This window comes from Agarivorans sp. Alg241-V36, assembly GCF_900537085.1.
In the GTDB taxonomy this organism is placed as follows: domain Bacteria; phylum Pseudomonadota; class Gammaproteobacteria; order Enterobacterales; family Celerinatantimonadaceae; genus Agarivorans.
On record NZ_UNRE01000004.1, the window covers coordinates 449,190 to 474,987 of the forward strand.

The 25,798-nt window shown below is 43.2% G+C and carries 18 protein-coding genes and 2 rRNA genes; 6 read left to right on the top strand and 14 right to left on the bottom strand.

Annotation, left to right across the window (positions count from 1 at the left end; genetic code table 11):
* The first annotated feature begins 298 nt into the window (after positions 1-298).
* Both G6R11_RS11910 and G6R11_RS11915 read left to right on the top strand, forming a co-directional pair.
* Positions 299-1,501 (top strand): hypothetical protein, encoded by a 1,203-nt coding sequence (locus G6R11_RS11910; protein WP_163133285.1) that lies wholly within the window; start codon positions 299-301, stop codon positions 1,499-1,501.
* A 29-nt stretch (positions 1,502-1,530) separates the two neighbouring features.
* Positions 1,531-2,976: a lipopolysaccharide biosynthesis protein gene (locus tag G6R11_RS11915; RefSeq protein ID WP_163133286.1), complete on the top strand. Its 1,446-nt coding sequence runs from the start codon at positions 1,531-1,533 to the stop codon at positions 2,974-2,976.
* Between the two features lie 12 nt (positions 2,977-2,988).
* On the opposite strand, the gene G6R11_RS11920 is transcribed toward G6R11_RS11915, so the two are convergent.
* From G6R11_RS11920 to tviB, 6 genes are all read right to left on the bottom strand, one after another.
* Positions 2,989-3,888: a glycosyltransferase family A protein gene (locus G6R11_RS11920; protein WP_163133287.1), complete on the bottom strand. Its 900-nt coding sequence runs from the start codon at positions 3,886-3,888 to the stop codon at positions 2,989-2,991.
* A gap of 21 nt (positions 3,889-3,909) precedes the next feature.
* Positions 3,910-4,797 carry a polysaccharide pyruvyl transferase family protein gene (locus G6R11_RS11925; RefSeq protein ID WP_163133288.1) on the bottom strand — a complete coding sequence of 296 codons (888 nt, stop codon included), beginning with the start codon at positions 4,795-4,797 and terminating at the stop codon, positions 3,910-3,912.
* 63 nt (positions 4,798-4,860) lie between these two features.
* Positions 4,861-6,132, bottom strand: coding sequence for an O-antigen ligase (locus tag G6R11_RS11930; RefSeq protein ID WP_240352455.1), 1,272 nt, complete (start codon positions 6,130-6,132; stop codon positions 4,861-4,863).
* 95 nt (positions 6,133-6,227) lie between these two features.
* Positions 6,228-7,283: a GNAT family N-acetyltransferase gene (locus G6R11_RS11935; protein ID WP_163133289.1), complete on the bottom strand. Its 1,056-nt coding sequence runs from the start codon at positions 7,281-7,283 to the stop codon at positions 6,228-6,230.
* 127 nt (positions 7,284-7,410) lie between these two features.
* Positions 7,411-8,436 carry an SDR family oxidoreductase gene (locus G6R11_RS11940; RefSeq protein ID WP_163133290.1) on the bottom strand — a complete coding sequence of 342 codons (1,026 nt, stop codon included), beginning with the start codon at positions 8,434-8,436 and terminating at the stop codon, positions 7,411-7,413.
* Between the two features lie 14 nt (positions 8,437-8,450).
* Positions 8,451-9,719 (bottom strand): Vi polysaccharide biosynthesis UDP-N-acetylglucosamine C-6 dehydrogenase TviB, encoded by a 1,269-nt coding sequence (gene tviB / locus G6R11_RS11945; RefSeq protein ID WP_240352456.1) that lies wholly within the window; start codon positions 9,717-9,719, stop codon positions 8,451-8,453.
* Positions 9,720-9,895: 176 nt separating this feature from the next.
* Here tviB and prsT point away from each other — a divergent pair, with 176 nt between their 5' ends.
* The gene (gene prsT / locus G6R11_RS11950) at positions 9,896-12,655 is read left to right on the top strand and encodes an XrtA/PEP-CTERM system TPR-repeat protein PrsT (RefSeq protein ID WP_163133292.1); all 2,760 of its coding nucleotides are present in this window, start codon (positions 9,896-9,898) and stop codon (positions 12,653-12,655) included.
* Between the two features lie 22 nt (positions 12,656-12,677).
* On the opposite strand, the gene G6R11_RS11955 is transcribed toward prsT, so the two are convergent.
* From G6R11_RS11955 to G6R11_RS11970, 4 genes are all read right to left on the bottom strand, one after another.
* Positions 12,678-13,634, bottom strand: a complete 957-nt coding sequence (locus G6R11_RS11955) for a PEP-CTERM/exosortase system-associated acyltransferase (protein WP_163133293.1) — start codon at positions 13,632-13,634, stop codon at positions 12,678-12,680.
* Positions 13,635-13,791: 157 nt separating this feature from the next.
* The gene (locus tag G6R11_RS11960; RefSeq protein ID WP_163133294.1) at positions 13,792-14,739 is read right to left on the bottom strand and encodes a THxN family PEP-CTERM protein; all 948 of its coding nucleotides are present in this window, start codon (positions 14,737-14,739) and stop codon (positions 13,792-13,794) included.
* Between the two features lie 433 nt (positions 14,740-15,172).
* Positions 15,173-16,075, bottom strand: a complete 903-nt coding sequence (locus G6R11_RS11965; protein WP_163133295.1) for a THxN family PEP-CTERM protein — start codon at positions 16,073-16,075, stop codon at positions 15,173-15,175.
* A 159-nt stretch (positions 16,076-16,234) separates the two neighbouring features.
* The gene (locus G6R11_RS11970) at positions 16,235-17,098 is read right to left on the bottom strand and encodes a ThiF family adenylyltransferase (protein ID WP_163133296.1); all 864 of its coding nucleotides are present in this window, start codon (positions 17,096-17,098) and stop codon (positions 16,235-16,237) included.
* 123 nt (positions 17,099-17,221) lie between these two features.
* On the opposite strand from G6R11_RS11970, the gene G6R11_RS11975 reads away from it, so the two are divergent.
* Positions 17,222-17,974 (top strand): serine protease, encoded by a 753-nt coding sequence (locus tag G6R11_RS11975; protein WP_163133297.1) that lies wholly within the window; start codon positions 17,222-17,224, stop codon positions 17,972-17,974.
* A 78-nt stretch (positions 17,975-18,052) separates the two neighbouring features.
* Here G6R11_RS11975 and G6R11_RS11980 read toward each other — a convergent pair whose 3' ends face one another.
* Positions 18,053-18,667, bottom strand: coding sequence for a single-stranded DNA-binding protein (locus G6R11_RS11980; protein ID WP_163133298.1), 615 nt, complete (start codon positions 18,665-18,667; stop codon positions 18,053-18,055).
* Between the two features lie 52 nt (positions 18,668-18,719).
* Positions 18,720-20,084: an MFS transporter gene (locus tag G6R11_RS11985; RefSeq protein ID WP_163133299.1), complete on the bottom strand. Its 1,365-nt coding sequence runs from the start codon at positions 20,082-20,084 to the stop codon at positions 18,720-18,722.
* A 171-nt stretch (positions 20,085-20,255) separates the two neighbouring features.
* On the opposite strand from G6R11_RS11985, the gene uvrA reads away from it, so the two are divergent.
* Positions 20,256-23,090, top strand: a complete 2,835-nt coding sequence (uvrA, locus tag G6R11_RS11990) for an excinuclease ABC subunit UvrA (protein ID WP_163133300.1) — start codon at positions 20,256-20,258, stop codon at positions 23,088-23,090.
* Positions 23,091-23,120: 30 nt separating this feature from the next.
* Positions 23,121-25,025 carry a PglL family O-oligosaccharyltransferase gene (locus G6R11_RS11995; RefSeq protein WP_163133301.1) on the top strand — a complete coding sequence of 635 codons (1,905 nt, stop codon included), beginning with the start codon at positions 23,121-23,123 and terminating at the stop codon, positions 25,023-25,025.
* A gap of 448 nt (positions 25,026-25,473) precedes the next feature.
* Here the strand turns inward: G6R11_RS11995 and rrf are convergent.
* Positions 25,474-25,589 (bottom strand): 5S ribosomal RNA (gene rrf / locus G6R11_RS12000).
* 110 nt (positions 25,590-25,699) lie between these two features.
* Positions 25,700-25,798, bottom strand: a 23S ribosomal RNA gene (locus G6R11_RS12005); the annotation flags it as partial.

The following is a 25,798-nucleotide window of genomic DNA, read 5'->3' on the forward strand; positions in this document are numbered from 1 at the left end:
ATGTGTGTAAGGCTCTGCGTATTGAACAGACAAGTTGCTTGCTCGCTTTCTCAAGCGCTGTTATTTACTCTGTTTAATGAAACACCTTTGCTGCTTACCCTAACATTTAAGTAAACAACAAACATCTACTACAGGGCTAGCACAAGGCTTCATTAATCAAGCAATTCCTTTTACTTAGGCTCTATAGTAACGCTAAACAGGCGTGAATTTAAACGCCAAGATTACTACTAATTTGTTGTTTTATACGTTAGCCTAATCAGCATTGAGCTTGGTGGTGCAGTGTTAAGGAAAACGCGATATGGACATCGGTCCAGTGACTATTGTGGCGAAAGGTAGTGCGCTTGTTTATCAAGTTGATTTCGACCTCAAAGGAAGCCATCAACAACTTTGGTTTGAAGTAGATAATTTAGCCCAACACGAGCTGTCTAATAGTAGCGATACTGCCTTGCTTGCTTTATTGCTCCCCGCAATGTTAGCCAATGAGAACATTCATATAAAAGGCAGCGTGTCTGAACGTTTGCTATTTAGTTTAAATGGCGCCTACCAAACCATTTTATGCCAAACCATTCCTTATTTGCGGCGAGTAAGCATTAGCGCCGAGCTCAGCAATACTGAAAGCTCAGCAGCTAAGGGCGTTATCACTGGCTTTTCTGCGGGTGTCGATTCGTTTTGTACCATTACTGACTACTTTTCTGACAGCACGCCTAAAGCGCTAAAAATTACTCACCTTCTATATAATAATGTGGGTTCTCACGGCCCGGGCAAAGAGCGTTTGTTTAAAGAGCGCTATCAACAATTAAAAGAGACTGCCGATATTTGGCAGCTCCCGTTCATTACCGTTAACTCCAACATGAACGATTTCTACGGCCGTAGTTTAGATTTTCAACTTACTCACACACTGCGAAATGCTGCAATCCCAATGTTGTTCCAACAATTCATTGGTCACTTTTTATATTCATCAGCCTACAGCTACCAAGATTTGTTTGTTGGCGAGAGCTACGACATGGCCTATAGCGATGCTTTTAGCATGCCGCTGTTGGCGAGCGAAAGCTTGCAATGCCACTCTGTGGGAAGTGAGCACACACGCGTTGAGAAAACCCTGCGCATTAGCAACAACTCAGATTCCTACAAGGTGTTGGATGTATGTGTTAAAGGCGATAGAGCCGGCAATTGCTCACACTGCGATAAGTGCTTGCGCACCTTATTAACCTTAGATTTGGCCGGTAAACTTGAGTTCTATAAAGACAGCTTTGATTTCGAGGTATACCAGCAGCACAAGCAAACATTCATAAATGAAGTTCTGATTAGCGACGATCCACTGTTAAAAGAAATAGTCGTTTGGGCCAAACAGCGAGGGTATCACTTTGCTGCTCATCACTACCTATCGGCCAGTATGTTGTGTCTCAAACGTTTACCCGCCAAAGTCTTTTTACTGCTTAAAAATCAGCTGAAAAAACTGTTGTCTAGCTTAGGTTTATATCATCCCAAGCAATATCACTAATACGTTCTACGCGAGCCAAAAGCCTTAACATGACCAAAGATTCTAAGCTAAAAAACCAAGTTCTATCTTCTTTAAAATGGGTAGCCATGGGGAAAATTGTTACCCAAATACTGCGCTGGGCCATGACCTTTTGGGTCATTCGCTTATTAAGTCCTGATGATTATGGCCTTGTTGCTATGTCAGACGTACTGTTTGGTTTTCTTAACTTATTGCTAGGCTCGTTATTTGCCTCATCAATTATTCAAGAGAAGAACCTAACCAAGCAAAGTTTAAAGCAGTTATTTGGCGCCATTATTCTTAGCCACATTGGCTTTTTTGCACTGCAATACTCGCTGGCTGATTTAGCCGGCAGTTATTACCAATCAGACATAGTTAGCCAAATTCTAAAGGTGAATGCTTGGTGCTTTATCATCCTCGCCTTGGAAGTGATTCCAGCCGCCTTACTGGCAAAAAATATGGAGTTTAAGCGAGTCTCTATTATTGCTGCTATCTCTAACATCGTAGCGGCCGTTTCAACCTTAGTGATGGCTTATCTAGGCTATGGATTTTGGTCCTTGGTCATTGGTGAAATCATTTTTATAAGCTTACGTGCGGTGCTTACCTTTGCAGCTAAGCCGATTAACTTCCTGCCCAGCTTTAAGATAAACGATATAACCGCGATGCTTAAGTTCGGCGGTATGTTGTCTATTCAATCGGTATTATTTTACGTATTCATGCATATGGACGTGGCAATTGCCGGTAGGATAATGACGCCCACCGAGGTGGGCCTATATGCCATTGGCTTGCAGGTAGCGTTAATGCCGCAGAAAAAGATTATGCCCTTACTTAGACAAGTGGCCTTCCCGGCATTTTCTCAAATACAAGATCAACCAAAGCTCATCGCCAACTATGTACTGAAGGCACAACGTTTATGCATCAGCTTAACCTTGCCCATTTTTTGGGGTTTAGCGTCGGTAACAGACCTGGTGATTCCTCTACTACTGGGCGAGAAATGGTTAGGCGCGGTAATTCCCACCACAATCATGTTAATGATTATGCCGCTTCGCTTTAGTGAAGAGTTGTTTAATCCCGCGCTGAAAAGCTTGAAGAAAGTGAACCACATGCTGGTGAACTTATGCTTTATGGTTGTAATCATGTTTATCAGCATTGTGGTAGCGGCTCGCTACGGTGCCACTGGCCTAGCCTTGGCGTGGTTGTGTGGTTTTCCGATTGCTTACTTAATCGTAGCTTGGCGAAACAGCCAAACCTTAAACACCCAATTCAGTCAGTTTGTTAAATTACTGCTGGCTCCAATGCTATCGGGTGCAGCAATGTTTGCGGTGGTTTATGGCGCTAAAACATTCGTTGAAGCAGACATCGCAATAGCTCTGCTGCTGCAAATCACCCTAGGCGGAATCACCTATCTAGGCTTGATGATGCTATTAGACAGAGCCTCAATTAAAGAAGTGCTTAGCATGCTAAAGCGCAGCAAGTAAGCACTTTAAGTATTACTTTGAGCCCCTAAGTGGGCTCAAAGCAGCTTTAATAAGCGCTTTGAGCATTAGCCAAACGGTAGCGCGAGAGAACTTCAAACTTAAAGACTGTGACAAGGCTTTGAAGGCGGCAAGGCATTGCTCATTCCATAACAAGTCTTTACCCCAATCTAAGTAGATCTTCGCCTTTACTTTATCTACCAACGTCCCCCAACTAGCGCTCTCGCTAGCTTGCCGGGCTAAAAACGCATCGACTACGTCAAGGTTGTCTTGGTAAGACGATAGCAAACTACCTAAGCTTCCTTCTATATCTGCTTTCCATACTAAGCTTTTTTGCAATAGGCCAATTAGGCCTTGCTCCGCAATACGCAGGTAAAGGTCAATATCTTCGGCAGTTTTCAAGCTTTCATCAAACAAGCCCACTTTACTAAGCACCTCACGGCGCACCATAAATGAAGAAGTCACCAAATAAGGATGCAAAAAGACTTGCTGTAGGTCCTTAGAGACTAGCCCAGGCGCGTGATCGCTCTGTTGCTTAAGAGTTTCTTCTTCGGCCTTGTAGGATGTTTCGGTATAACATGCCACCCAATCAGGCTGAGCGCGCATGGCCTCAACTTGATCCATCAACTTTTGCGGACGCCATAAGTCATCAGAATCGAGAAAGGCAACAAATTCACCCTTTGCGGCCTTAATACCGGTATTTCTCGCCTTAGACGCCCCGCCATTTTGCTGACTTATTAGCTGGATCTTCGCCTCATATCTTTGCAGGCTTGCGACGGTATCGTCTTTAGAACCATCATCCACGACTATGATTTCATAATCATCAAAGCTTTGCGCCAAGATAGACTCGATGGCTTTATCGATAAAAGCCGCCGAGTTATAGGCGGGCATGATAATGCTGACTGCAACTGTCATTGCGTATACCCTTCTGGTTATCTAAGCCTGTAAAGCGTCTAAGCTTTGATTAAGCCTAAGGATTAATTGGTTTTGAATAGTCTCACCACTTAACTCCCCTTGGGCACTATTAGCAATAGCATTAAGTTGAGAACAAACTTCTGAGCGCACTTTAGCGCTAGAGTTACGCGGCTTGGGTTTATACCAATTTTTGCCAAAGCCTGCGTTTTGCAGCTGGCGCTTCACCTCATCTTTAATGGCGTTAACAGGGCTTGTATCAGCACTATAAAAGTAGTTAGACACACTGTCGGGTTGATATTGCATTTCCACCGTTGATAGCCAATCTTGCCACTTAACTTGATTAACATGATCACCTAAGATAACCGCCTTCCAAGGTAAACGCAGCGCATCAGCCACAATGGCGCCATGCATCGCTTCTGTAAGCATCAAACGGCATTGCGCCATCTCAGCAAACACTTTGTCTACTGACCACTCTGGAGAAATAAACCTAAAGCCACAAGCTTCAGCAATATTCTCCCAATCGGCACTACGGCAACTTAGGTAATGTGGCATAAATCCTATGTCACCGTTTTCTTTATGAGTCGGTTCCATCACATTGCGCAGCAATAAGGCTGAATCCGTTACAACGGTACTAGGGTCAAGATTTAAGGCTTTGGCGCTATAGGGGCCACGCACAGCGTGAACTTTCCATTTCTCGGTAACCGTTGGAAGTTGACCATAGCCCACGCCAGAGCCAACAATGTGTAAGGTTTTGTCACTAGGTAGACGGTGGTTTAACAAGGTACCAATGCCCACCAGCAACTCTGATGAATCGTCATTAAAAAAATCGGGAAGCAACTTAGGCCACAGCCATGGGTTAAGGTCATCACCAAAATTGCCCACTTCATCCTTGTAGTAAAATAATTCCATTCTTAAACCTAGTTAATCCTTTGCCATCGGCTATATTCAGCCGAGTTATTCAATTTGTGGTGGTTATAAACCAACCTTTAAAGTCATGTAAACAGCAACAATTACTGCCCAGCTATAACCCATACATCGCCAAACCATTTTGGCTGAAAACATTTCTTCTAAATCTGGGCGCAACTTCATCAAGCGTAAATGACTCGCGGTCTGCATCCCCATAAAAATAAACATCAATAGAGTGAACTGGCGGCTTAAGAAGAACGCAGTCACCATAAAACCTATCATCGAATAAAATAGCGCTTTGTTCAGGCTAGCTTCTTCTTTGTACTGTTCTGATTTCTCTTCGCTTACTTCTAAATCTTTTGGATCTTCATCATTAGGGTAACGATTAAATCGCTTCAAGATCGCATAGCCCACCAGCATATTAAGAATTAACGCACCGCCCCACAGGCTATAACCGGGCACACCTAGCTCCGCAGCTACATGCACATAAGAGTTATGCGCAACCTTGCCGTGGTGATCCATAAAGTTGCCCATCCCTACCCCAAACACTGGATTATGGATAAGCATTTGAATACCGTCGTACCAAGCATCTAAGCGCCCAGCGGCAGAGGACTCTGTGGAAGACAAACCACCAAATGATGCCAGTAAGGTCGCAGCAATAGGCGCACTTAAACAGGCAAATAAAATGAGCCTTGCACCTGCATTACTAATGAGGAAATACAAACCAATGACAGCCACCGAGCCCAATAGTGTGCCTCTAGAGCCTGTCATATATACGCCGTAGCCAAAGGCTACAAAAATAGCCAGCATGACTATTTTTACAACGGCGCCACCTCGGCCAAAAAAATAAGCCACAAAGGGCATATTCATTACCAAGAACATGCCTAAATCATTAGGGTCACTAAAGAACCCAAGATAGGTAATTCGCATCTCATCACGACCAACGGTAATACTGTCGCCAATGCCAATACCGTATTTTCCGTTAAACGAAGCTTGTTGTATGTGTCCGTTGTAAACCATCACCAATGCCGCAGCGATACATATGTACATCAGCAAGCGCTGTCTGCTCGGTGCCGCAATTAAGGCGCTATAAAGGAAAAATGGAATAATAGAGCTGACAAATAAACGCTGCGCTTGGAAGATTCCTCCTGTGCCCCAGCCATTAAGAAAAGCCGAAACCATAATTAATGGCGCTAAACCCAATAACAAGTAATGTTGAGGCTGCAGTTTTATCGGCCTTAAGGTAATCAAGGTAAAGCCGAAGGAAAGAATCGCAAATACCTTAATGACGATAAAGTTGGCTGTTGATAGCGAAAATTCATGCGGCCGAATCAACACGGCAATGCTATATAGGCAAAGGAAAAAGAAAGCCAGAGGCGCGTTCTTTTCCTTAATCGGTAATGGCCTTCTACCTAACGGCGTTACGTCTGCCGCTAAAGGATTTTGTCGACGAGCTTGAATAGTCTTATCCTCCAAGGGGAATTAATAAGCGACAGATTAACCAACTTGGTTTCTTCACATGAAAACTTTGCTTTATAGCTTTGTGCGGTAGCACCCATCATAAAGTCATAAAGCATGTCTTTGCAGTTCAAAATACTCCATACATGAAGCGCAAACCCAGGCGAACATTGGGAGTAGTGTTTGTCATCCCAACCTGATTGATAAAAGTGCAGCTGCTGCCCTTCTAACAAATAGAAATTTAAAGCTAAAGGCTGCTGGCCAATAAATACGCCACTCATCGCAACTGAGCCAGGATGCTGCTGGCGGAATTGCTGATGAAACTGCATAAAACGTTGATCAGCAAAAGCGCCTAACTTACCTTTGCTTTTCCAGCGAGACTGATGAAACTCCGCCATTGTTGGCCAATACTGCTCAATTTCAGATTGAGTTAACCATTTAAACTCGGCGCCTTGTTCCGCTAAAGCTTTCTCGGCTCTTCGCCACTGTGAGCGAGCATTGCGACTAAGCTGCTGTATCGACCACTGGCCAGGCTGTAAAGAATAGCGGCAAGCATGAACTGGCTGAACATCTGGCAAGTGCTTAATTAGCCGATGTAGCATACTCTGCTGGATCACAGCACGGGCAGCAAACACATCAAACTTAAGTGTGGTTAGCCACTCAGCTAAGACCTTAGACGCCTCATCCAAATAATCAATATTGACTAAAATATCTGGATATTCAGAGGCGAGCTCTGCGCACTCTGGCTCACCTTGGCCAAGTAAAAACAGCTGGGTTATCCCAAAAAGTTTAACGCTACTTCGCGTATAAAAAGGGGCTAACACCACTAGCTTTCCATTGGCAAAACCCGCCATGCAATAAAGCTCACAATGCTTGTCCCAAAACTGCTCTCTCCAGAGAGCTAGCCAATTGGGGCAATTAAACAATGCTGCTTGGCATGTTTTGCTCAGCACTCGCCATTGCTCTTCTAAAGCGAAAAGTTGCTCTAATGAGCGAATTTCTTGCCAATCTAAAGCTTCATCACTGCTCATTTGGATATGCTAAACAATCCCAGTAAACCACTCAAAATAAGGAAAACCAGCAGACAAATTACTGCTGGTTTCCAAAGCTTAATCTTTTCTTCCTTAAAAAGATCTTCGGCGCTGCCAATCTAAAGCTTTAATCCGCTGTAGATTGCTCTATGTACCAAGGCATGGCGATAGCTAAACCTTGGCCAATAGTATACGCGGGAGCATAGCCCAACAGCTGCTCAGCCTTACTAATGTCAGCGCGCGAATGGCGCACATCACCGGCACGAAAATCTCGATACTCTGGCTTAGCAGAGCGCACAACACCATGCTTAGACAAGTTGTCGCAAAGCAGGTCGTAGAGTTCAGTTAAGCTGGTTTGATCATTAAGGGCTACATTGAATACTTCGCTGCTTTCTAAACCTGCAGTTGCAGCTAAAATGTTCATCTGCACTACGTTGTCAATAAAGCAAAAATCCCGGCTAGTTTCACCATCACCATTAATGAACACTTGCTCTTCATCAATCAGTGCTGCGGTCCACTTAGGAATAACCGCTGCGTACGCACCATTTGGGTCTTGGCGCGGGCCAAATACGTTAAAGTAACGCAAACCAATAGACGGAAAATTATAAGTACGTTGAAACACCGAGCTGTAAAGCTCGTTAACATACTTAGTTACCGCATAAGGCGATAACGGATTGCCAATTTTATCTTCTATTTTTGGTAGATCTGGATGGTCACCGTAGGTTGAACTAGACGCCGCATAAACAAAGGCTGAGACCTGTTGCTCTTTAGCTGCTTGCAACATGTTCAAGTAGCCAGAGATATTCACTTCATTGGTAGTGATGGGGTCATTTATCGAGCGAGGCACCGAGCCTAGGGCGGCTTGGTGCAACACAAAATCAGCGCCCGATAGAAACTCTTGGCAAGTTGCTTGATCACGAATATCGCCTTCTACAAAACGAAATTGCTGCCATTGTTGCTCGCTTACTAAGCCTTTTACTTCGTCTAAATTGTACTGGTGCCCTGTGGCAAAGTTATCTAGGCCTACTACCTTCTGGTTTAGCTTTAGTAAGGCTTCTAATAAGTTAGAGCCAATAAAACCAGCTACACCGGTAATTGCCCAAACTTTAGGTTCGGCTTTTAGTTGTTCGCAAACTTGTTGAAAACGCTGCACGGTATCAGTCCCCATTACAAACGAAGATCGCTAGCGCCAACCGGCAATAGATATTTAAGATCGTAAAGTACATGGTCTGTTTTACCAAAGGCGCGAATTTGCTCTACCGACATGTCTTTAAACTGCTGATGGGCAACCGCCAATATAATTGCGTCGTAGTTGCCAGCTTGCGGGCTTTCAACTAAATCAATGCCGTACTCTTCATGACACTCTTCTTTGTCTGCCCAAGGGTCGTACGTGTCTACTTGAACACCGTAATCAGCAAATTCATGAACAATATCGATAACTTTGGTATTTCGAATATCAGGACAGTTTTCTTTAAAAGTTAAACCTAAAATCAAAATCTTACTTTCAACAACCGAGATATTACGTTTCACCATTGACTTAATGCACTGGGAAACAACATAACGCCCCATGTTGTCGTTAATTCTTCGGCCTGCAAGAATCACTTCTGGACGGTAACCAATAGACTCTGCTTTATGGGTTAGGTAATAAGGGTCTACACCAATACAGTGACCACCTACTAAGCCCGGACGGAATGGTAAAAAGTTCCACTTAGTACCAGCGGCTTCCAATACGGCTTCAGTATCAATATCTAGGCGATTAAAGATAAGCGCCAATTCATTGATAAGTGCAATATTTACATCACGCTGAGTATTCTCAATCACCTTAGCGGCTTCGGCCACTTTAATGCTGCTGGCTTTGTGGGTACCCACCACCACAATTTCAGCGTAAAGATCATCAACAATCGTAGCTATTTCAGGGGTTGAGCCAGAAGTGATTTTTTTAATTGTAGAAACACGGTGAGTCTTATCGCCCGGATTGATACGCTCTGGGCTGTAACCAACGTAGAAATCGCTATTAAAAGTAAGGCCTGAATTCTTCTCTAGTACCGGAACACACTGTTCTTCGGTAGCGCCTGGATAAACAGTTGATTCGTAAATAACGATGTCATTAGGTTTAAGTACCTTGGCAACTGTTTCGCTGGCGCGTACCAAAGGCGTTAGATCAGGCTGTTTATGCTCAGTAATTGGAGTAGGAACGGTCACAATAAACACGTTACATTTTGCCAAGTCTTCAATGTTACAGCTGTAAGACATATTGCCAGCAACTTCTTGTAGCTCTTGGTTGCTAACCTCTTGGGTCAGGTCTTCACCTTGTTGAAGCTCGGTCACACGACCTTGATTAATATCAAAACCAACAACACTGCGTTTTTTAGCAAACTCTACAGCCAATGGCAGGCCAACATAACCTAAACCAATTACGGCAATATTCACGTCCATGTATACATCCATTTAAATTTAAAAACAGTTTTCTAATGCTAATTAAACCGCATATTGGAACAGAAAGTAAGGGTCAAAATCCACATAAAAACAAAACACACTACAAAGTAAGACATAGCGGTAATTAAGCTGTATTATTTTAATGTGATTTATCAATCCAACAAACAGGGAATAATATGAGTAATCATAGGTTTGGAATGAAGAATATTCTGGCAGTGAGTGCCTTAACCATCGCATTAACTGCCTGTGGTGGGGACACCGCAGAACAGCATTTATCTAAGGCCACCGAGTACCTAGCAAAAAATGATCAGAACGCAGCGATCATCGAACTAAAAAATGCCATCAAAAAAGATGCTTCACTGGCGCAGGCACGCTTAAATTTAGGTGAAATCTACCTCGAACGTGGTAACTATCCTGCTGCAGAAAAAGAGCTACTAAGAGCCTTAGACTTAAATGCTGAAAAACAGCAACTCATTCCCCTATTGGCGAGAACCTATTTAAATCAAAATGAGCCTGAAAAAATAGGCGATTTAATTACTCAAAATAGACCCTTTGAGGCAGAGCTAGAAACTGAATTACTGGCAATTCACGCCTTATCGTTATTTAGAAATGGTCAATTTGATCCGGCTAAAACCACCTTAAATCAAGCTCAAGAACTTGGTTTTGAAGGCACTTACTCGCGTATGGTTAAAGCGAGTATTTCTGCAGCAGACCAACAGTTTGGAGCTGCCAATGAAACACTGGAACAGTTAAGCCAAGAAGTGCCAGACAATACCGATGTATGGCTGCTAAAAGGCCACCTTGCATCTATGTCTAATGATACTGAAGTAGCCGTTGAGTCATACAGTAAAGCTGTAGAATTAGCTCCTGATGCCGCACAGTTCACCCTCTATTTAGCACAAGCATTGGTGAAAAATAAGCAATTTAGCGAAGCAGAAAAATATCTAGACAGTATTTTGAAAATTGCCCCAAACCACATGCTTAGCAATCAGCTTAAAGCTTATATACGTTTTCAAGATGAAGACTTTGAAAAGGCCTTTTCTCTATCAACTAAAGCTTTGCAGAGCGGTTCTCATAACACTGCGACCCAAATTGTGGCTGGTATTTCTGCTTACAAACTACAAAAGTACGAACAAGCTCTAACTCAGCTAGAACGTGTGATTACTAAAGATCCGCAAAATGCCTTAGCACAGCGTTTATACGTGACCACGCAATTTAGAATTGGCCAATTAGATAACGCCTTTAATCAGCTAAACCAAGCTTCTGTGGCGGAAGGTCAAGACAGCGACTTTTTAAGCACTGTGAGTATGCAGCTTAATCGCTTAGGCCGCACCGAAGAAGCAGTACAAATCGCCGAGAAAGCAGCAAGCTCGGGTGGCTTATCAGAAAAAGCCAAACTGGGTTTACTTAAACTTAAGCAAAATGATTTAGACGGAATTGGCATTTTAGAAGAGGTGCTAGCCGAAGACCCAAATCATGCTCAGGCATTTTTAGGCTTACAAACCCATTACTTCCGCCAGGGCAAAGCTGAAGAAGTACTGAAGTCTCTGGATAGTTGGATTGAAACTCACCCAGAGGATCAAAGTGTCAAACTGTTTAAAGGCGCTATTCTTGAACAACAAGAGCGCTACGACGAAGCTCTCGCGGCTTACCAGTCAATACTGCAAGCACAACCCGACGACCTTGCTGCCAAGCTATTTAGCTCATCAGTTTATGTACAAAAAGGCGAAGTAGATAAAGCCTATGAAATAACTTATAAGGTTAAAGAAGAGCAAGCTGAAAACCTACGTGTTTATGAGTTTTTAATGAGTCACGCCTCGCAGATTGACAAAACCCAAGAAGTAAAAACGCTATTAGATAAACAAGTTGCAGAGGCTCCTGAATCCTCACTTCTAAAAGAGCAGTTAGGTCGTTATTACTTATTTACTCGAGAATTTCCAAAAGCTATCGAGGCGTTTGAGCAAATTGATCCACTCACCCGAGAAGACAGAGTATGGCAGTTAATTGGTGATTTATACCTAGAAACGGGCAACCAAGAAAAAGCGATTTTAAGTTACCAAGCTTGGCTGGAAAACTCTCCACTTTCGCTGCCAGCATATGTGAAAAACATTAATGTTCTAGAATCAAGCGGACAACTGAAAGAAGCAGTAGCGCTAAGTAATAGAGCAGTAAAACTTTATAAAAATAACCAGCGCCTATTGTTTGTTCATTCAGTATTGCAACTTAAGGCTGGCGATGCAGCCGCTAGCCAAGATGCGCTAAACAGCCTTGATGCTAATCAAATGAATACACCTGCAGTTTTACAACAGCAGGGTTACATATATTTAGTTCAAGAAAACTGGCCAGCAGCTACCGATACTTTCAACAAATTATATAAAGCTTACCCTAGTACTCAAACTGCTAACTTACTAATCAAGTCGTACAAAGAAGCAGATAAAATCGAACAAGCCGTTGCTTTTATTAAACAAGCGCTCGAAGTGCATGGCGAAGCGGCAAAACCACTTCAACTGCAACTTGCTGAGCTACAAATGAAAGCCAATCCTCAACAGGCGATTGAGGAGTACCAAGCGATTATTAAAGAGCAACCAGATAACTTTGTTGCCTGGAACAATCTCGCCTGGGTTTACCATGACCTAAATGAGTTTGAAGTAGCCTTAACCTATGCAAATAAGGCCCATGAGTTAAAGCCAGATATACCGCAGATTAAAGACACCTATGGTTACATGCTACTTAAATCAGGTAAGCCAACAGAAGCTGCAAAAGCCTTAGAAGAAAGCTACAAGCAAGATGCTAGTAATGAGGTAGGTTTGCACTTAGCAGAAGCACTAATTGCCAATAAACAAACCCAAGAAGCTAAACAGCTACTCGATGGATTGATAAATATTGAGCCAGAGCTAGCAAATAAAAAAGCTGAACTAGAAGCTCAGCTAAATTAATCTATATAGCCCTAATAAGACCTTATTGGGGCAGGTATAAACCCTTAGATTCACACCACTTATGGCTCTCTCGTAACGATATGTTCGGAGAGTCATTTTTATAGAAACTCGGTGAATACATTTTTTTAATATAGTCATCATTGTCATCATTGTTTCTAGCTGCTAAACACCCCTTCTCTACTTCTTTATCAATGTTACGCATCAAGACTTGAAAGCCTACCGGTAAAGTACGGGTAAGGGTTCCTGCACTAATGTAGTAAGGTGCGCGTAAGCCATGATACTCAATAGCTGGACCCAGCTGCTCAAACTTAATGCCTAAAAAGCTCATACTTCTAGCTAGGCGAGGTTCCATCATCACGAACGCATGATGGGTTCCAGCTCTTACTGCTAAAGATGCAATAGACAAATATAATCCAATAGCAAGAAAGGGAAAGCAGCGAAGCTCTTCTTCGGAATATGTTTGTTCATTGATTGCACCAGAGGCAGCACCATCAAAATTATCGGCTTTACGACGACGGAATTGCGGGCGAACCGCTAACCGCGATATTTCACATATTTCAGTTCGATCAAATTGTGAAGGGTGATGTTTAGCACCCTCAATGGCATTTGAACAATATTTCTCGATTGGTAAGGGCTCATCCTTACTAGATGGAGAAACAATGCGCACACAGCCGGCGTAGTTATTACTGGGTTTATGCTCAATCAAACAAAAGCGCGAGTATTCGTCAAACTCATCTTGCTCCATACCATTTTCACGAACGGGCTCAAAATTCAATTCTTCACAATACACATCATGGCGAATTCTAAATGCTTCTTGCACGGTATCAGTTTTGTAAGCCACCACTGGGCGAAGGTACTCAGCAAAGTGTTGAGCAATTAACTTAGCCTCTCGCTTAACTAAAAGCGAAATGCCACCTCTCACAACAGCCCCAAAGTAAGGAACACTTGCTAAGGTTTTCACGGTTTTGTTTCGGATCATAAAGCGCTCTCAAAGCTTCAAACTTTCTAAATATTACATTTAGATTTTAGAAACAATTTAGAATTATAAAAGGCAGGCTTGCAGAAAAAACAAAGCGCAGAACTAGACTGCGCTTTGGATGTACAATGCTAAAACTTAGCGACTTTGTAATTAAGCATTATGCACGGCGGCGAACAGCGGCCAAACCTAATAGACCTAAACCAAAGATTGCTAAAGTTCCTGGCTCTGATACCTGTGCAGCAGAGATAGCGAAACCAGCTTTCAATTCGTTGGTTTTATCTTCTTCTGTTAAAAAACCAACACAAGTGAAGCCCGTGCCACAGTCAACACTACCTAATACTTCTAAACCTTGAAGACGAGTTGTTAGGGTGTATACATAGTCATCGTAACCAGGAATTGGTAATACAAAGCTATTTTGAAGATAGATATCGTCACCAACTTCAGTGAAAGTAACATCTGGGCCTAGCACTAAGGTAAACAGGTCTGAACAACCCTCTTGGTTAATACCAGCAGCACCCACGAGCTGAGTTGGCTCGTATTTACAAATATCGTTACTAGGCGTGTTATAAGTTTCTTCAAAAATGATTCCGAACTGAAGTACAGGCGCTGGAGCTAATGGAGTGGCAATAGGTGCTGTTGGACCTAAGAACAAACCATCAAACAAAGTAGCAGCAACCAGTGTATCACCAGTCACACCCCAGTTTTCGTGCATAAGGCCAGTACCTTCTGCGAAGTCCAAAGTTCCAACACCGTCTACTACGCTAGTAGTTACAGTACCTTCTTTAGCTTCTTCGATTACCAAAGCACTTTTCTTAAGGTCTGGGTTTTCAGCACCGTAAGGAACACCCCACTCAAGAGTCTTAGGCAATGTGCCACCAAACAATGGGTCAGGAGCGTTGAAAATATCGCCAGCAAAACCATCGAACTCAGAACGAGTTGCGCCAGACTCATCAATACCCGTTGGGTCGATAGAACCAGCATCAGAAGTCCACTCGTCGAAACCAGCGTCGTTTAGATAATTCCAATCAGTAATAAGAGCAGAGTTTGCAGTAACGCTGGCAAAACTTAAGCTAGCGGCCAAGCAAGTTAGTTTTAATTTGTTCATGTCACCCATCCATTTGGTCAGTACGATTCGAAATACAATTCATACAAAGCAATCTAGGTGCCAATTTTAAAAAAGCTTAAAAAGCAATAGCTTAAGAAATGAACAGCTCATAGCTAAAATTAGGATGTAAAAATTACTGACACAAAAACCGATAATATTTATCAAGCCAAAAGATCCTTGGGCTCCATTCCATTATGCTTATTATATGAACAATTTCACCACTTCATGATAAGTGCACGATTAACTACCGTAGTTGCTTAAGCAATAAACATCATATAGCTAAAACGCCAACCGACCGCCGACACAAATCGGTAAATACCTATACCAGTAGGGAAGCGATATTAAGAGGAGCGATATTAAAGAAGGTGTGTTTTAGAGAGGATAAAAAATTACTGCTGCTAACTAGCAGCAGTAATTGAGGCAGTAAGGCTGTTTAAGCACGGCGACGAACTGAAGCCAAACCTAATAAACCCAAACCAAAGATAGCTAGTGTACCCGGCTCAGTCACCTGAGCAGCAGAAATTGCAAAAGATGCTTTTAATTCGTTTGATTGGTTCTCTTCAGTTAAGAAACCAATACAGGTAGAGTCAGGACCACAATCTAAGTCGTCTAATACAGTTAAGCCTTGCAGACGAGTGGTTAATGTGTACACGTAATCATCAAAGCCAGGGATTGGTAGAATAAAACTGTTTTGCAGGTAAATATCATCGCCCACTTCAGTAAATGTCACACCATCGTCCAAGATTAAAGTGAACAAGTCAGCACAACCTGCTTGGTTAATGCCAGCTTCGCCTACTTTAGTGTCGCCATACTTACAAGTATCGTTAGTTGGTGTGTTGTACGTTTCTTCGAACAACACGTCAAACTCAAGTACTGGAGCAGGTAATGCAGGACCAACAAAAGGCGCTAGAGGTTGTAAGAACAAACCGTCAAACAATACTGCTGATGACAAGGTGTTACCAGTAACACCCCAGTTTTCATGAGTAAGGCCTGTGCCAGTAACAAAATCCAAAGCACCAACACCGTCAACAACACTTGTGCTTACTTGACCAGACTGAGCGTCGTCAATCTCAAGTGAGCTTTTGTTTAGCTGAGGGTTAACTGCACCGTAAGGCGTACCCCATGCAAGATTCTTAGGAAGTTCACCACCAAAAAGAGGGTCAAACTCATCGGCAGTGGCGCCACTTGTGTCAATGCCTAGTTGGCCAGCGTTTGAACTCCACTCTTTGAAACCAGCATCATTAGCATAGTTCCATTCAGTAATTAGTTCAGCGTTAGCAGAAATACTCGCAAATCCTAGGCCTGCAGCCAAGCAAGTAAGTTTCAATTTGTTCATTTCACCCATCCAATTTGGTAATAGCGTTTAGATATAAAGACTCGCTACAAAGCAAATACGATGCCAAAAAATATAAACAATAAAAAACAATAACTTACAACCTAAAATTAAATTTAACAATAATGACATGTAAAACATACTGACATAAAAACACTATTGCTACTCTTCCTTTAAGACGATTTTTTTAGCAATTTTAAACACCATACGCTGCAAAGGGTTGCGATTGCCCATTGGCCGCCAGGTTTTCTTAAAGCGATTACGGTAGGCATCGAAGTGCAAACCATAAGGTGCAGTGATCAGCTCACCACGATTAAGTAAAATTTTGAGCACATAGGTCCCGGCGATTCCGCCACACATCTTAACCGCCATTGGCATAGACGGCCCCTTTTTAGCATGAAAGTCAGCTCGACTCGGATCAACTAAGTAGGGTCGCTGCAACATAGCTGGCGATAAACCAATTAAAAATTTTATATATTGCTCATTCTCACTACTGGCATCTTCAAATCGAAAATACTCTTCATAGCTCATGCTACCTGGCATAAAACACAAAAATGCACAGCCCATCCCCAAAGGCGCAGCGGTAACTAAAGGGATCTTTTTCTCTAAACATTTTTGAAAGACCAGCTTTCTCGCAGACAAGGCAAAAAAATCTAAGCTATCTACGTATACGTCTACACCTTCTAAAAACTCATCAACATTGTGCTCAAATATGCCTTCGGGGAAAGACTTCACTTCTGCTTCTGGGTTTATGTCTAAGCAAATGTTTTCCATCACCTTTACTTTATCTTGGCCAACTGTAGACATAAACGCGCCAGCTTGACGATTAAAATTATGTACCTCATATTCATCAAAGTCAGAGATGTGAAACTTGCCAACCCCTAAACGAGCTAAAGTAACAATATGTTCGCTACCTACTCCGCCAGCACCTGCCATAGCCACTCGCTTACCACGTAATATTTGTTGTTCTGCTTCTGTAACCCAGCCAATGTTTCGAGAAAAAGCATCTTCGTAATTAAAACTCATAAATAATTGCCTTATAAGATTAACGACATCCTGTCGCCTGCATATAACCACGAACAACATAGCAACTTGCTCTAATGCATAGTAAAAATTAAGATTAAAAGGTCATTCAAGGAAGAACACAGTATGAAACTCGCCTTCATCGTAATCCTCGCCTCTTTTGCTTCACTGTTTAGTGTAGAAGCTTCAAGCGCTCTTGCTGATACTATAGAAAAAATCAAACCTTCTGTCGTAGGAATTGGCACTTACAATAAACTTAATTCTCCCAGAGCCAGTTTGCGCGGTACCGGATTTGTAGTGGGCACCCATCTCATCGCCACCAACGCGCATGTCATACCTAAAAGCTTAAATCAGCAACAAAATGAAAAATTAGTCGTATTTGTTGGCCAAGGTCGTTCCCCAGAATTACGTATAGCAAGCCTAGTAGCCAGTTTGGAAGAGCGCGATTTAGCTATATTAAGAGTAGATGGCAAGCCTCTAACGCCCTTAACACTTTCAAGCGAAAAAGTACGCGAAGGAGAATTGTATGCCTTCACAGGATTTCCCATCGGTGCGGTATTAGGTTTATACCCCGTCACCCATCGCGGTATTATTTCGAGCATTACTCCAGTGGTGATACCCGCTAGATCAGCCAGCGAGCTCAACCTTGCGCAGCTTAAGCGCCTCAAGTCGCCTTATAATATTTATCAACTCGATGCCACAGCCTACCCCGGTAATAGCGGCAGCCCTTTATACCACCCAGAAACTGGCGAAGTTATCGCAATTATCAACAAAGTATTTGTGAAAACAACCAAAGAGGCAGTACTGGCTGACCCTAGTGCCATCAGCTACGCAATACCCGTCATTCACTTAAAGCAGTTACTAAAAACTATCAAATAGCACTTACTACATATTCAGGCACAAAAAAGCCCTTAAAAATAAGGGCTTAAATTTGGTCTCATCAGCTTAGAGTGATTCTTAAAACGGAATGTCGTCGTCAAAGTCCATTGGTGGCTCATTAAACTGCTGCGTTGCCTGCTGAGGTGCTTGTTGCGGCGCTGGAGCTGGTTTAGCTTGCTGCTGATAACCGCCTTGCTGAGGTGCTTGCTGCTGTGGAGCTTGTTGCTGGAAACCACCTTGCTGCGCAGGTGCTGCTTGAGGAGCGGCCTGCTGCTGTCCACCCCAATTACCTTGCTGTTGAGGTGCGCCACCGCCCATATTTTGGCCCTGACCACCGCCTTGACGGCCACCTAACATTTGCATTACACCATTAAAGCCTTGTACAACTACTTCAGTTGAGTAACGGTCTTGACCACCTTGGTCTTGCCATTTACGGGTTTGCAGTTGACCTTCAATATAAACTTGTGAGCCTTTCTTTAAGTATTCACCAGCCACTTCCGCTAACTTGCCAAACAACACTACACGGTGCCATTCGGTGCGCTCTTTCTGTTCACCACTTTGCTTGTCTCTCCAGCTTTCTGAAGTTGCAATAGTAATATTGGCGACGGCCCCTCCGTTTGGCATAAAACGAACTTCAGGATCTTGTCCTAAGTTACCAACCAAAATTACTTTATTAATGCCCCGAGTGGCCATGTATATCGCTCCTATATTCTATCTGTTGTGGCGAGGAAGACCCGCTATCATACTAGGCTGAACGCACCAAATCCAATGCTCTAGCCAATTCAAATTCTTTTGTTTTAACTTTAAGGTAAGCAGTATTGTCACTTGCTATAACAACTGCTTCTACAACCCCAGGTAAAACCTGCAGTTTTTCTAAAATGCTGGCAGGTTGATCGGGAGATGATATCGTTAATGAATAACTTTTTATGCCACTTTGCGCACGCAATCCCAAACTGACAACAATCCAAATAATCAGCAATGCTATAGCAAATAAACTGACTAAATTAGCACCGCCCACCGTATACAAGGCTCCGGCACTAGAGCCACCGATAAACGCACCCAAAAACTGACTGGTAGAAAACACCCCTAACGCCGCACCTTTGTTACCCGGAGGGCATAAATTAGAGATTAGCGCCGGTAAACTGGCTTCTAAGTAATTAAAGCCAACAAAAAATATGGCCAATATAGTACCTAAAGCCCAAACAGAGGTGTCATTTATCAGCAATAGGGCATTAGCAATCAATAACAAACTAATAGCAAAAATAAAGTAGCCGCGCTGCTGGTTACGCTTAGCCGCAATAATCAGCATTGGCACCATCAATACAAAGGAAATAAGTACTGCGGGCAAATACACCTGCCAATGATTTGCGGCACTTAAACCCGTTTCAAGCAAGCGAAATGGCATCACAACAAACAAAGCCGTAAGCACCAAGTGCAGAGTGAAGACTCCCCAATCTAAACGCAGTAGCTGGGGATGTTTTAGCAAAGTGAGCATCTTTTTCGAGTTAGTACTTACTTCACCACTAGGTGCTTTAAAATCGGCATTTGGTACTGCAAACTGAACAACCAGCATGGCTAACACCGCCAACACAGCAATTAACCAAAATAATCCTGATAGGCCTAAGTAAGCAGAAAGAAGCGGTCCTAAAACCAGCGATGCTGCGAATGATAAGCCAATGCTCACGCCAATAAATGCCATTACTTTTGCACGCTGAGTTTCCCGAGTTAGATCGGCCGCCAAAGCCATCACCGTGCTGGCTATTGCTCCCATTCCCTGCAGAGCTCTACCTAGGGCAATCCCATAAATGGAATCTGCCATTGCAGCAACCACCGAGCCAAGAGCAAAAATACTCAAGCCTAAAAATATAATTGGCTTGCGACCTACCCTATCCGATAGCCAGCCCATGGGGATTTGAAACATAGCCTGAGTTAAACCGTAAGCGCCAATGGCAAAGCCAACCCATAGCGGTGAGAATCCTGTAAGCTCTTGGCCATAAACCGCTAACACTGGCATTAGCATAAACAAACCAGCCATGCGCAAGGCAAATAACAATGCTAATGAATAAGCACCGCGCTTTTCTGTAGGGTTTAATCGTTCGTCTTGGCTCATAACCATCTAAAGTACGTCATTAAAGAACCGGCAATGCTATCACAAGCAGCAAGCTGCAAACCAGCGCAAGATAGTAAGCAAACAATAAGTAATAGCTCGGCTTATCATCGGCGCATTTCAATAAATTATGTGTAATACTGGGCGATTTAGTGCAGCAGTGAACAGCTAACAATGGACAGTATTGATATTCGGGGTGCCCGCACCCACAACCTTAAAAACATTTCACTGACCCTGCCTCGCGATAAGCTAATTGTTATCACCGGCTTATCGGGCTCAGGGAAATCGTCGCTCGCATTCGATACCCTTTACGCAGAAGGTCAGCGACGCTATGTTGAGTCTCTTTCTGCCTATGCGCGCCAGTTTCTATCATTAATGGAAAAGCCCGATGTAGACCACATCGAGGGCCTATCGCCAGCCATTTCTATTGAGCAAAAATCAACCTCGCACAATCCACGCTCTACCGTGGGAACCATCACTGAGATTTACGATTATTTACGTTTGCTCTATGCCCGTGTAGGTGAGCCTCGCTGTCCACACCACAACGAACCACTGGCTGCGCAAACCATTAGCCAAATGGTGGACAAAGTATTTGAAGAGCCAGAAAACAGCAAACTAATGCTATTGGCTCCAATAGTGCGAGATCGCAAAGGCGAGCATGTAAAAACTCTGGAGAACTTAGCGGCGCAAGGCTTTATTCGTGCTCGCATCGATGGGGAAGTGTGTGACTTAAGCGATCCACCAGAATTAGAGCTGCACAAAAAACACAATATTGAAGTAGTGATTGACCGCTTTAAAGTTCGCGCCAGTGACGACTTAGCCCAACGCTTAGCGGAGTCATTTGAAACAGCCTTAGAACTAGCCGAAGGCACTGCCATTTTAGTTGATATGGACAGCGGCGACACTCGCCAATTATTCTCAGCTAACTTTGCCTGCCCGGTATGTGGCTACAGCATGACCGAGCTAGAGCCAAGAATTTTCTCCTTCAACAACCCTGCAGGTGCTTGCCAAACCTGTGATGGCTTAGGCGTGGATCAATTCTTCGACGATAAAAAGGTGATTGTAAACCCTGCGCTTAGTTTATCGGGCGGGGCCATTCGTGGGTGGGACAAACGCAACTTCTACTATTACCAAATGCTTAAATCATTGGCTGCTCATTTCGAGTTTGACTTAGACATGGCCTTTCAAGACCTAAGCGACAAGCACCAAAAAGTGATTTTGCATGGTTCGGGCCGCACCAGTATTGAATTTAAGTACATGAACGATCGCGGTGACGTTACCGTACGCAAACACCCTTTTGAAGGGATTATCCCCAACATGCGCCGCCGCTATAAAGAAACTGAGTCAAACGCAGTTCGCGAAGAGTTGGCTAAGTTTATTAGCAATCAAGAATGCCCAGGCTGTGGTGGTAGTCGGCTTCGCGAAGAAGCTAGAAGCGTATTTATAGGTACCACAAATCTGCCAGAAGTGAGTTGTAAATCCATTGGCGAAGCCATGGAGTTTTTCGACTCTCTAAGCCTTAAAGGACAACGTGCTCAAATCGCCGACAAAATTCTTAAAGAAATTTGTGAGCGTTTAAACTTTTTGATCAATGTTGGTTTAGATTACCTTTCCTTAGACCGCAGTGCCGATACCTTATCAGGCGGTGAGGCCCAGCGAATTAGATTGGCCAGCCAAATTGGCGCAGGCTTAGTTGGGGTAATGTATGTACTTGACGAGCCCTCGATTGGACTGCATCAACGCGATAATGAACGCTTACTTGCAACCCTTAATCACCTACGAGATCTAGGCAACACAGTAATCGTGGTCGAACATGATGAGGATGCTATTCGGGCAGCCGACTACATTTTAGATATTGGCCCAGGAGCGGGCGTGCATGGTGGTGAAATTGTTGCTCAAGGTACTTACCAACAAGTGATTGATACGCCAGAGTCGCTCACCGGACAATATCTATCAGGCAAAAAAGCCATTGAAGTACCCAATGAGCGCCACCCAACGGGTAAAGATTGGTTAAAGGTACTTGGTGCTAGCGGTAACAATCTAAAAAATGTCGACTTAGCTATTCCTCTAGGTTTATTAACTTGTATTACCGGAGTATCGGGTAGCGGAAAATCCACTCTCATTAATGACACTCTCTATAAAATTGCCCAAAAAGCGCTTAATGGTGCGGCAGGCGAAGATATCGCGGCTCACAAAGCAGTAGAAGGTCTCGAACACTTAGATAAAGTGGTAGATATCGACCAAAGCCCAATTGGCCGAACGCCACGTTCAAACCCTGCTACTTACACTGGAATTTTTACTCCTATACGCGAATTATTTGCCGCTACACAAGAGGCGCGTTCACGAGGATATAAACCAGGTCGCTTTAGCTTTAACGTCAAAGGTGGCCGCTGTGAAGCCTGTCAAGGCGACGGCGTTATCAAAGTTGAAATGCACTTTTTACCCGATGTATACGTGCCTTGTGATGTTTGTAAAAGCAAACGCTACAACCGAGAAACCCTAGAGATAAAATACAAAGGCAAGAGTATTCATCAAATCTTAGAAATGACGGTAGAAGAAGCCCGTCCATTCTTCGATGCTGTACCAGCCATTGCCAGAAAGCTGCAAACCCTAATCGATGTTGGACTTACCTATATCAAACTTGGTCAATCGGCCACTACACTTTCAGGTGGTGAGGCACAACGGGTAAAACTTGCCAGGGAACTCAGTAAAAGAGATACCGGGCAAACTCTCTACATCTTGGATGAACCAACAACGGGTCTACATTTCCACGATATAGAACTGTTGCTCGAGGTTATTCATCGCCTACGCGATCACGGAAATACCATCGTGGTGATTGAACACAACCTAGACGTAGTAAAAACAGCAGATTGGATCGTCGACTTAGGACCAGAAGGTGGTAAAGGCGGTGGGGAAATTCTCGTTGCTGGCACACCAGAAGACATTGTTAAAGAACAGCGCTCTCATACCGCTAGATTCTTAAAACCCATGTTAGAAAATAAAAAATAAGGCAAAAAGCCAGATTATCAAGGATGTAAGATGCTATCAAAGTTTAGCCTAGAGCGTACTTTTGTTTATGTATTTAGTGCAATGATGTTACTGGGCATGCACTACTTTCAACACAACCAAGGGGGTACGGGGCTAGCACTCCCTTTTAACCTAGTGGTATGGTGCTTTGCTAGCATTCTTATCGGCCTTGGCCTTATTAAGGTGAGCCAATCCCAAACCTTACGCTATAACAAAACACTTATTGGTTTAGCAATTTGTGCGGTTGGTTTATGGATCCCGCTGTTTTATCCGAACGCTGAGCTTGGCGCCTTTGCTTTGGATCGTTTAATCGGATTGGCAGCCGGTTTATTACTAATCTTTTCCTTACTTCAGCTGAATCTAAGCAACAAACAATGGCAGCAAATGCTCTACATGCTAGTAGCAGCGGTGTTAATCGAAAGTCTGTATGCATTAACTCAAATGTATTTGCTCACAGAAGGCAATTGGGTAGGCTTCAACGTTAACTCAACCAGAGCTCCAGGCATTTTCCAGCAACCAAATGTGTTAGGAACCTTTGTCCTGTTTGGCCCTTTAGCTTCTGCCTGGCTTTTATCTCAACGAGCAGTGAATAACAAATGGCAGCAAACTTTAATACTGCTTACCAGTTTTGCCGCCACTTGGGTATGTTTCTTAACTGGGTCACGTACCACCCTTATTGCTCTGTTTTTAATTTTGCCCTTAATGGCACCTTATCTATTTAAAACAGCTAATTCGCTGCAATTAAGATGGTGGTTATTTAGCATTCTACTTGGAGTATTAGCGCCTATTATCCCAGAGCTTTTTGCCTCAAACGTCACCAGAGATGCGTTAGGGGGAGCAACAACTGCTTACCGAGTCACCATGCTTGAAGTAAGCTGGCAACTGTTTAAAGAGCAACCTCTGCTAGGTTGGGGTTATGGCGCCTACGATGGTGTCTACCATGCAGCGCAGGCAACGCTCAATCAGCAAGGTATAGTCGATGGCTATCATTTTAATGTTGCTCATCCTCATAACGAACTGGCTTACTGGGCAGTTGAAGGTGGATTAGTCACTGTTCTAGCACTATTTAGCATGTCATTTTTAGTCATAAAATGCTTGATTAAGCACGGATGGCAAAAAGCTCTGTTCCACTTTGCACTATTGTTTCCTTGCCTGCTACATAGCATGACTGAGCTTCCCTTCTACCACTCAGCAATCTTATGGATTTTATTCTGCACATTTTTAGCTCGAATGATAAAAAGCGATGAAGTCGTCGCTAAAGCTTTTCCTGCAAAGTTTGCCCCTAAATTATTTGGCATACTAATCCCATGTTTCACTCTAGTGTTCATGCTTACGGGCTTACAGGCCATCCACAAAATTGTCCAATTTGAACGTTCAGGAAGTGCGAATGCTAATTTGCTTGAGGAGGTTATAAACCCAATTCCTTTGCAAACCCGTTACGAATTTAACGCCATGTCATTCAGGTTAAACGCAGCCGTTTCTCTCGATCTTAAGAGTGAGCTAGAAAACTACTTGGTGTGGTCAGAGAAAATTCTAAAACGACAAGCAAGAACAGAACACTTTTATAATCGCTCTGTCGCTCTACGAGCTTTAGGCTTCACAGAACAAGCTTTAGCAAACGACCAATTAGCTAACAGTATTTATCCGAATACTGAGCGAGTATCTTACAAACTAATTTCAGCAACCAATGGTGGTGAAGAGTCCCTGAAAAAGTACTTAGTTTGGAATCGCACAGAAATTGAGAGCAAAAGTAATCCACAATTATACATCCATCAAATTAACGCTCTAGTCAGGCTTGGCGACATCAAACCCGCAGTAGACACACTGATAGAAGCTCAGAACAATTTTCCAGAACAAGTGAACCTAAATAGCGTTCCTAGTTTAAAGCCTTATATAAAGATAAAAGATAATACTTAAACCACTTAGGATGAGATATCTCTTTCAGTTTTATCTCATCCTTTGTCATTTCTACTAAGCGAACTTAATTCACCCTAATGCATTTAATTACTAAATTGCTTTAAGCAACTATTCAACCCTAACGTTATCTTCTCTGACACCACTCAGCCTCTTCCCCTCTTACACTTTTAAATAGCTAAGTCCTGATATTCATCGTTCACTAGGTGTTACTCGCTGGACAGCCGCTTCAAATTTATCCATTGATGATTTTAGTGAGCGCGCTAGTCTCGCCAAGAAGCTAGCCAAGCGCAATCATTGGTCGACCTTGTATGTGCATGAAAGTGAGGTGCTTGAGCCGGTAGAGTCATAGAGTCTTAATCAGGCTAAATGCAGATAGGTATAAAGAGTGAAACGATAACCCGCAGGCAATAAAAAAGCCCTCGTCGTATGACGAGGGCTTAGTATAGGCGCCTGGCAGTGACCTACTTTCACATGGGGAAACCCCACACTATCATCGGCGCAGTTGCGTTTCACTTCTGAGTTCGGCATGGAATCAGGTGGGTCCACAACGCTATTGCCACCAGGCAAAAACTGTTGTCTTTAACATTCGAAAAAGCTGAAACATCTCATGAGTACTAACAAGTATTCATGGTTTCTAAATAAGGTATCTATAAGCAACACCCTTTAGGTGTTGTATGGTTAAGCCTCACGGGTAATTAGTACAAGTTAGCTCAATGCCTCACAGCACTTACACACCTTGCCTATCAACGTTGTAGTCTCCAACGGCCCTTCAG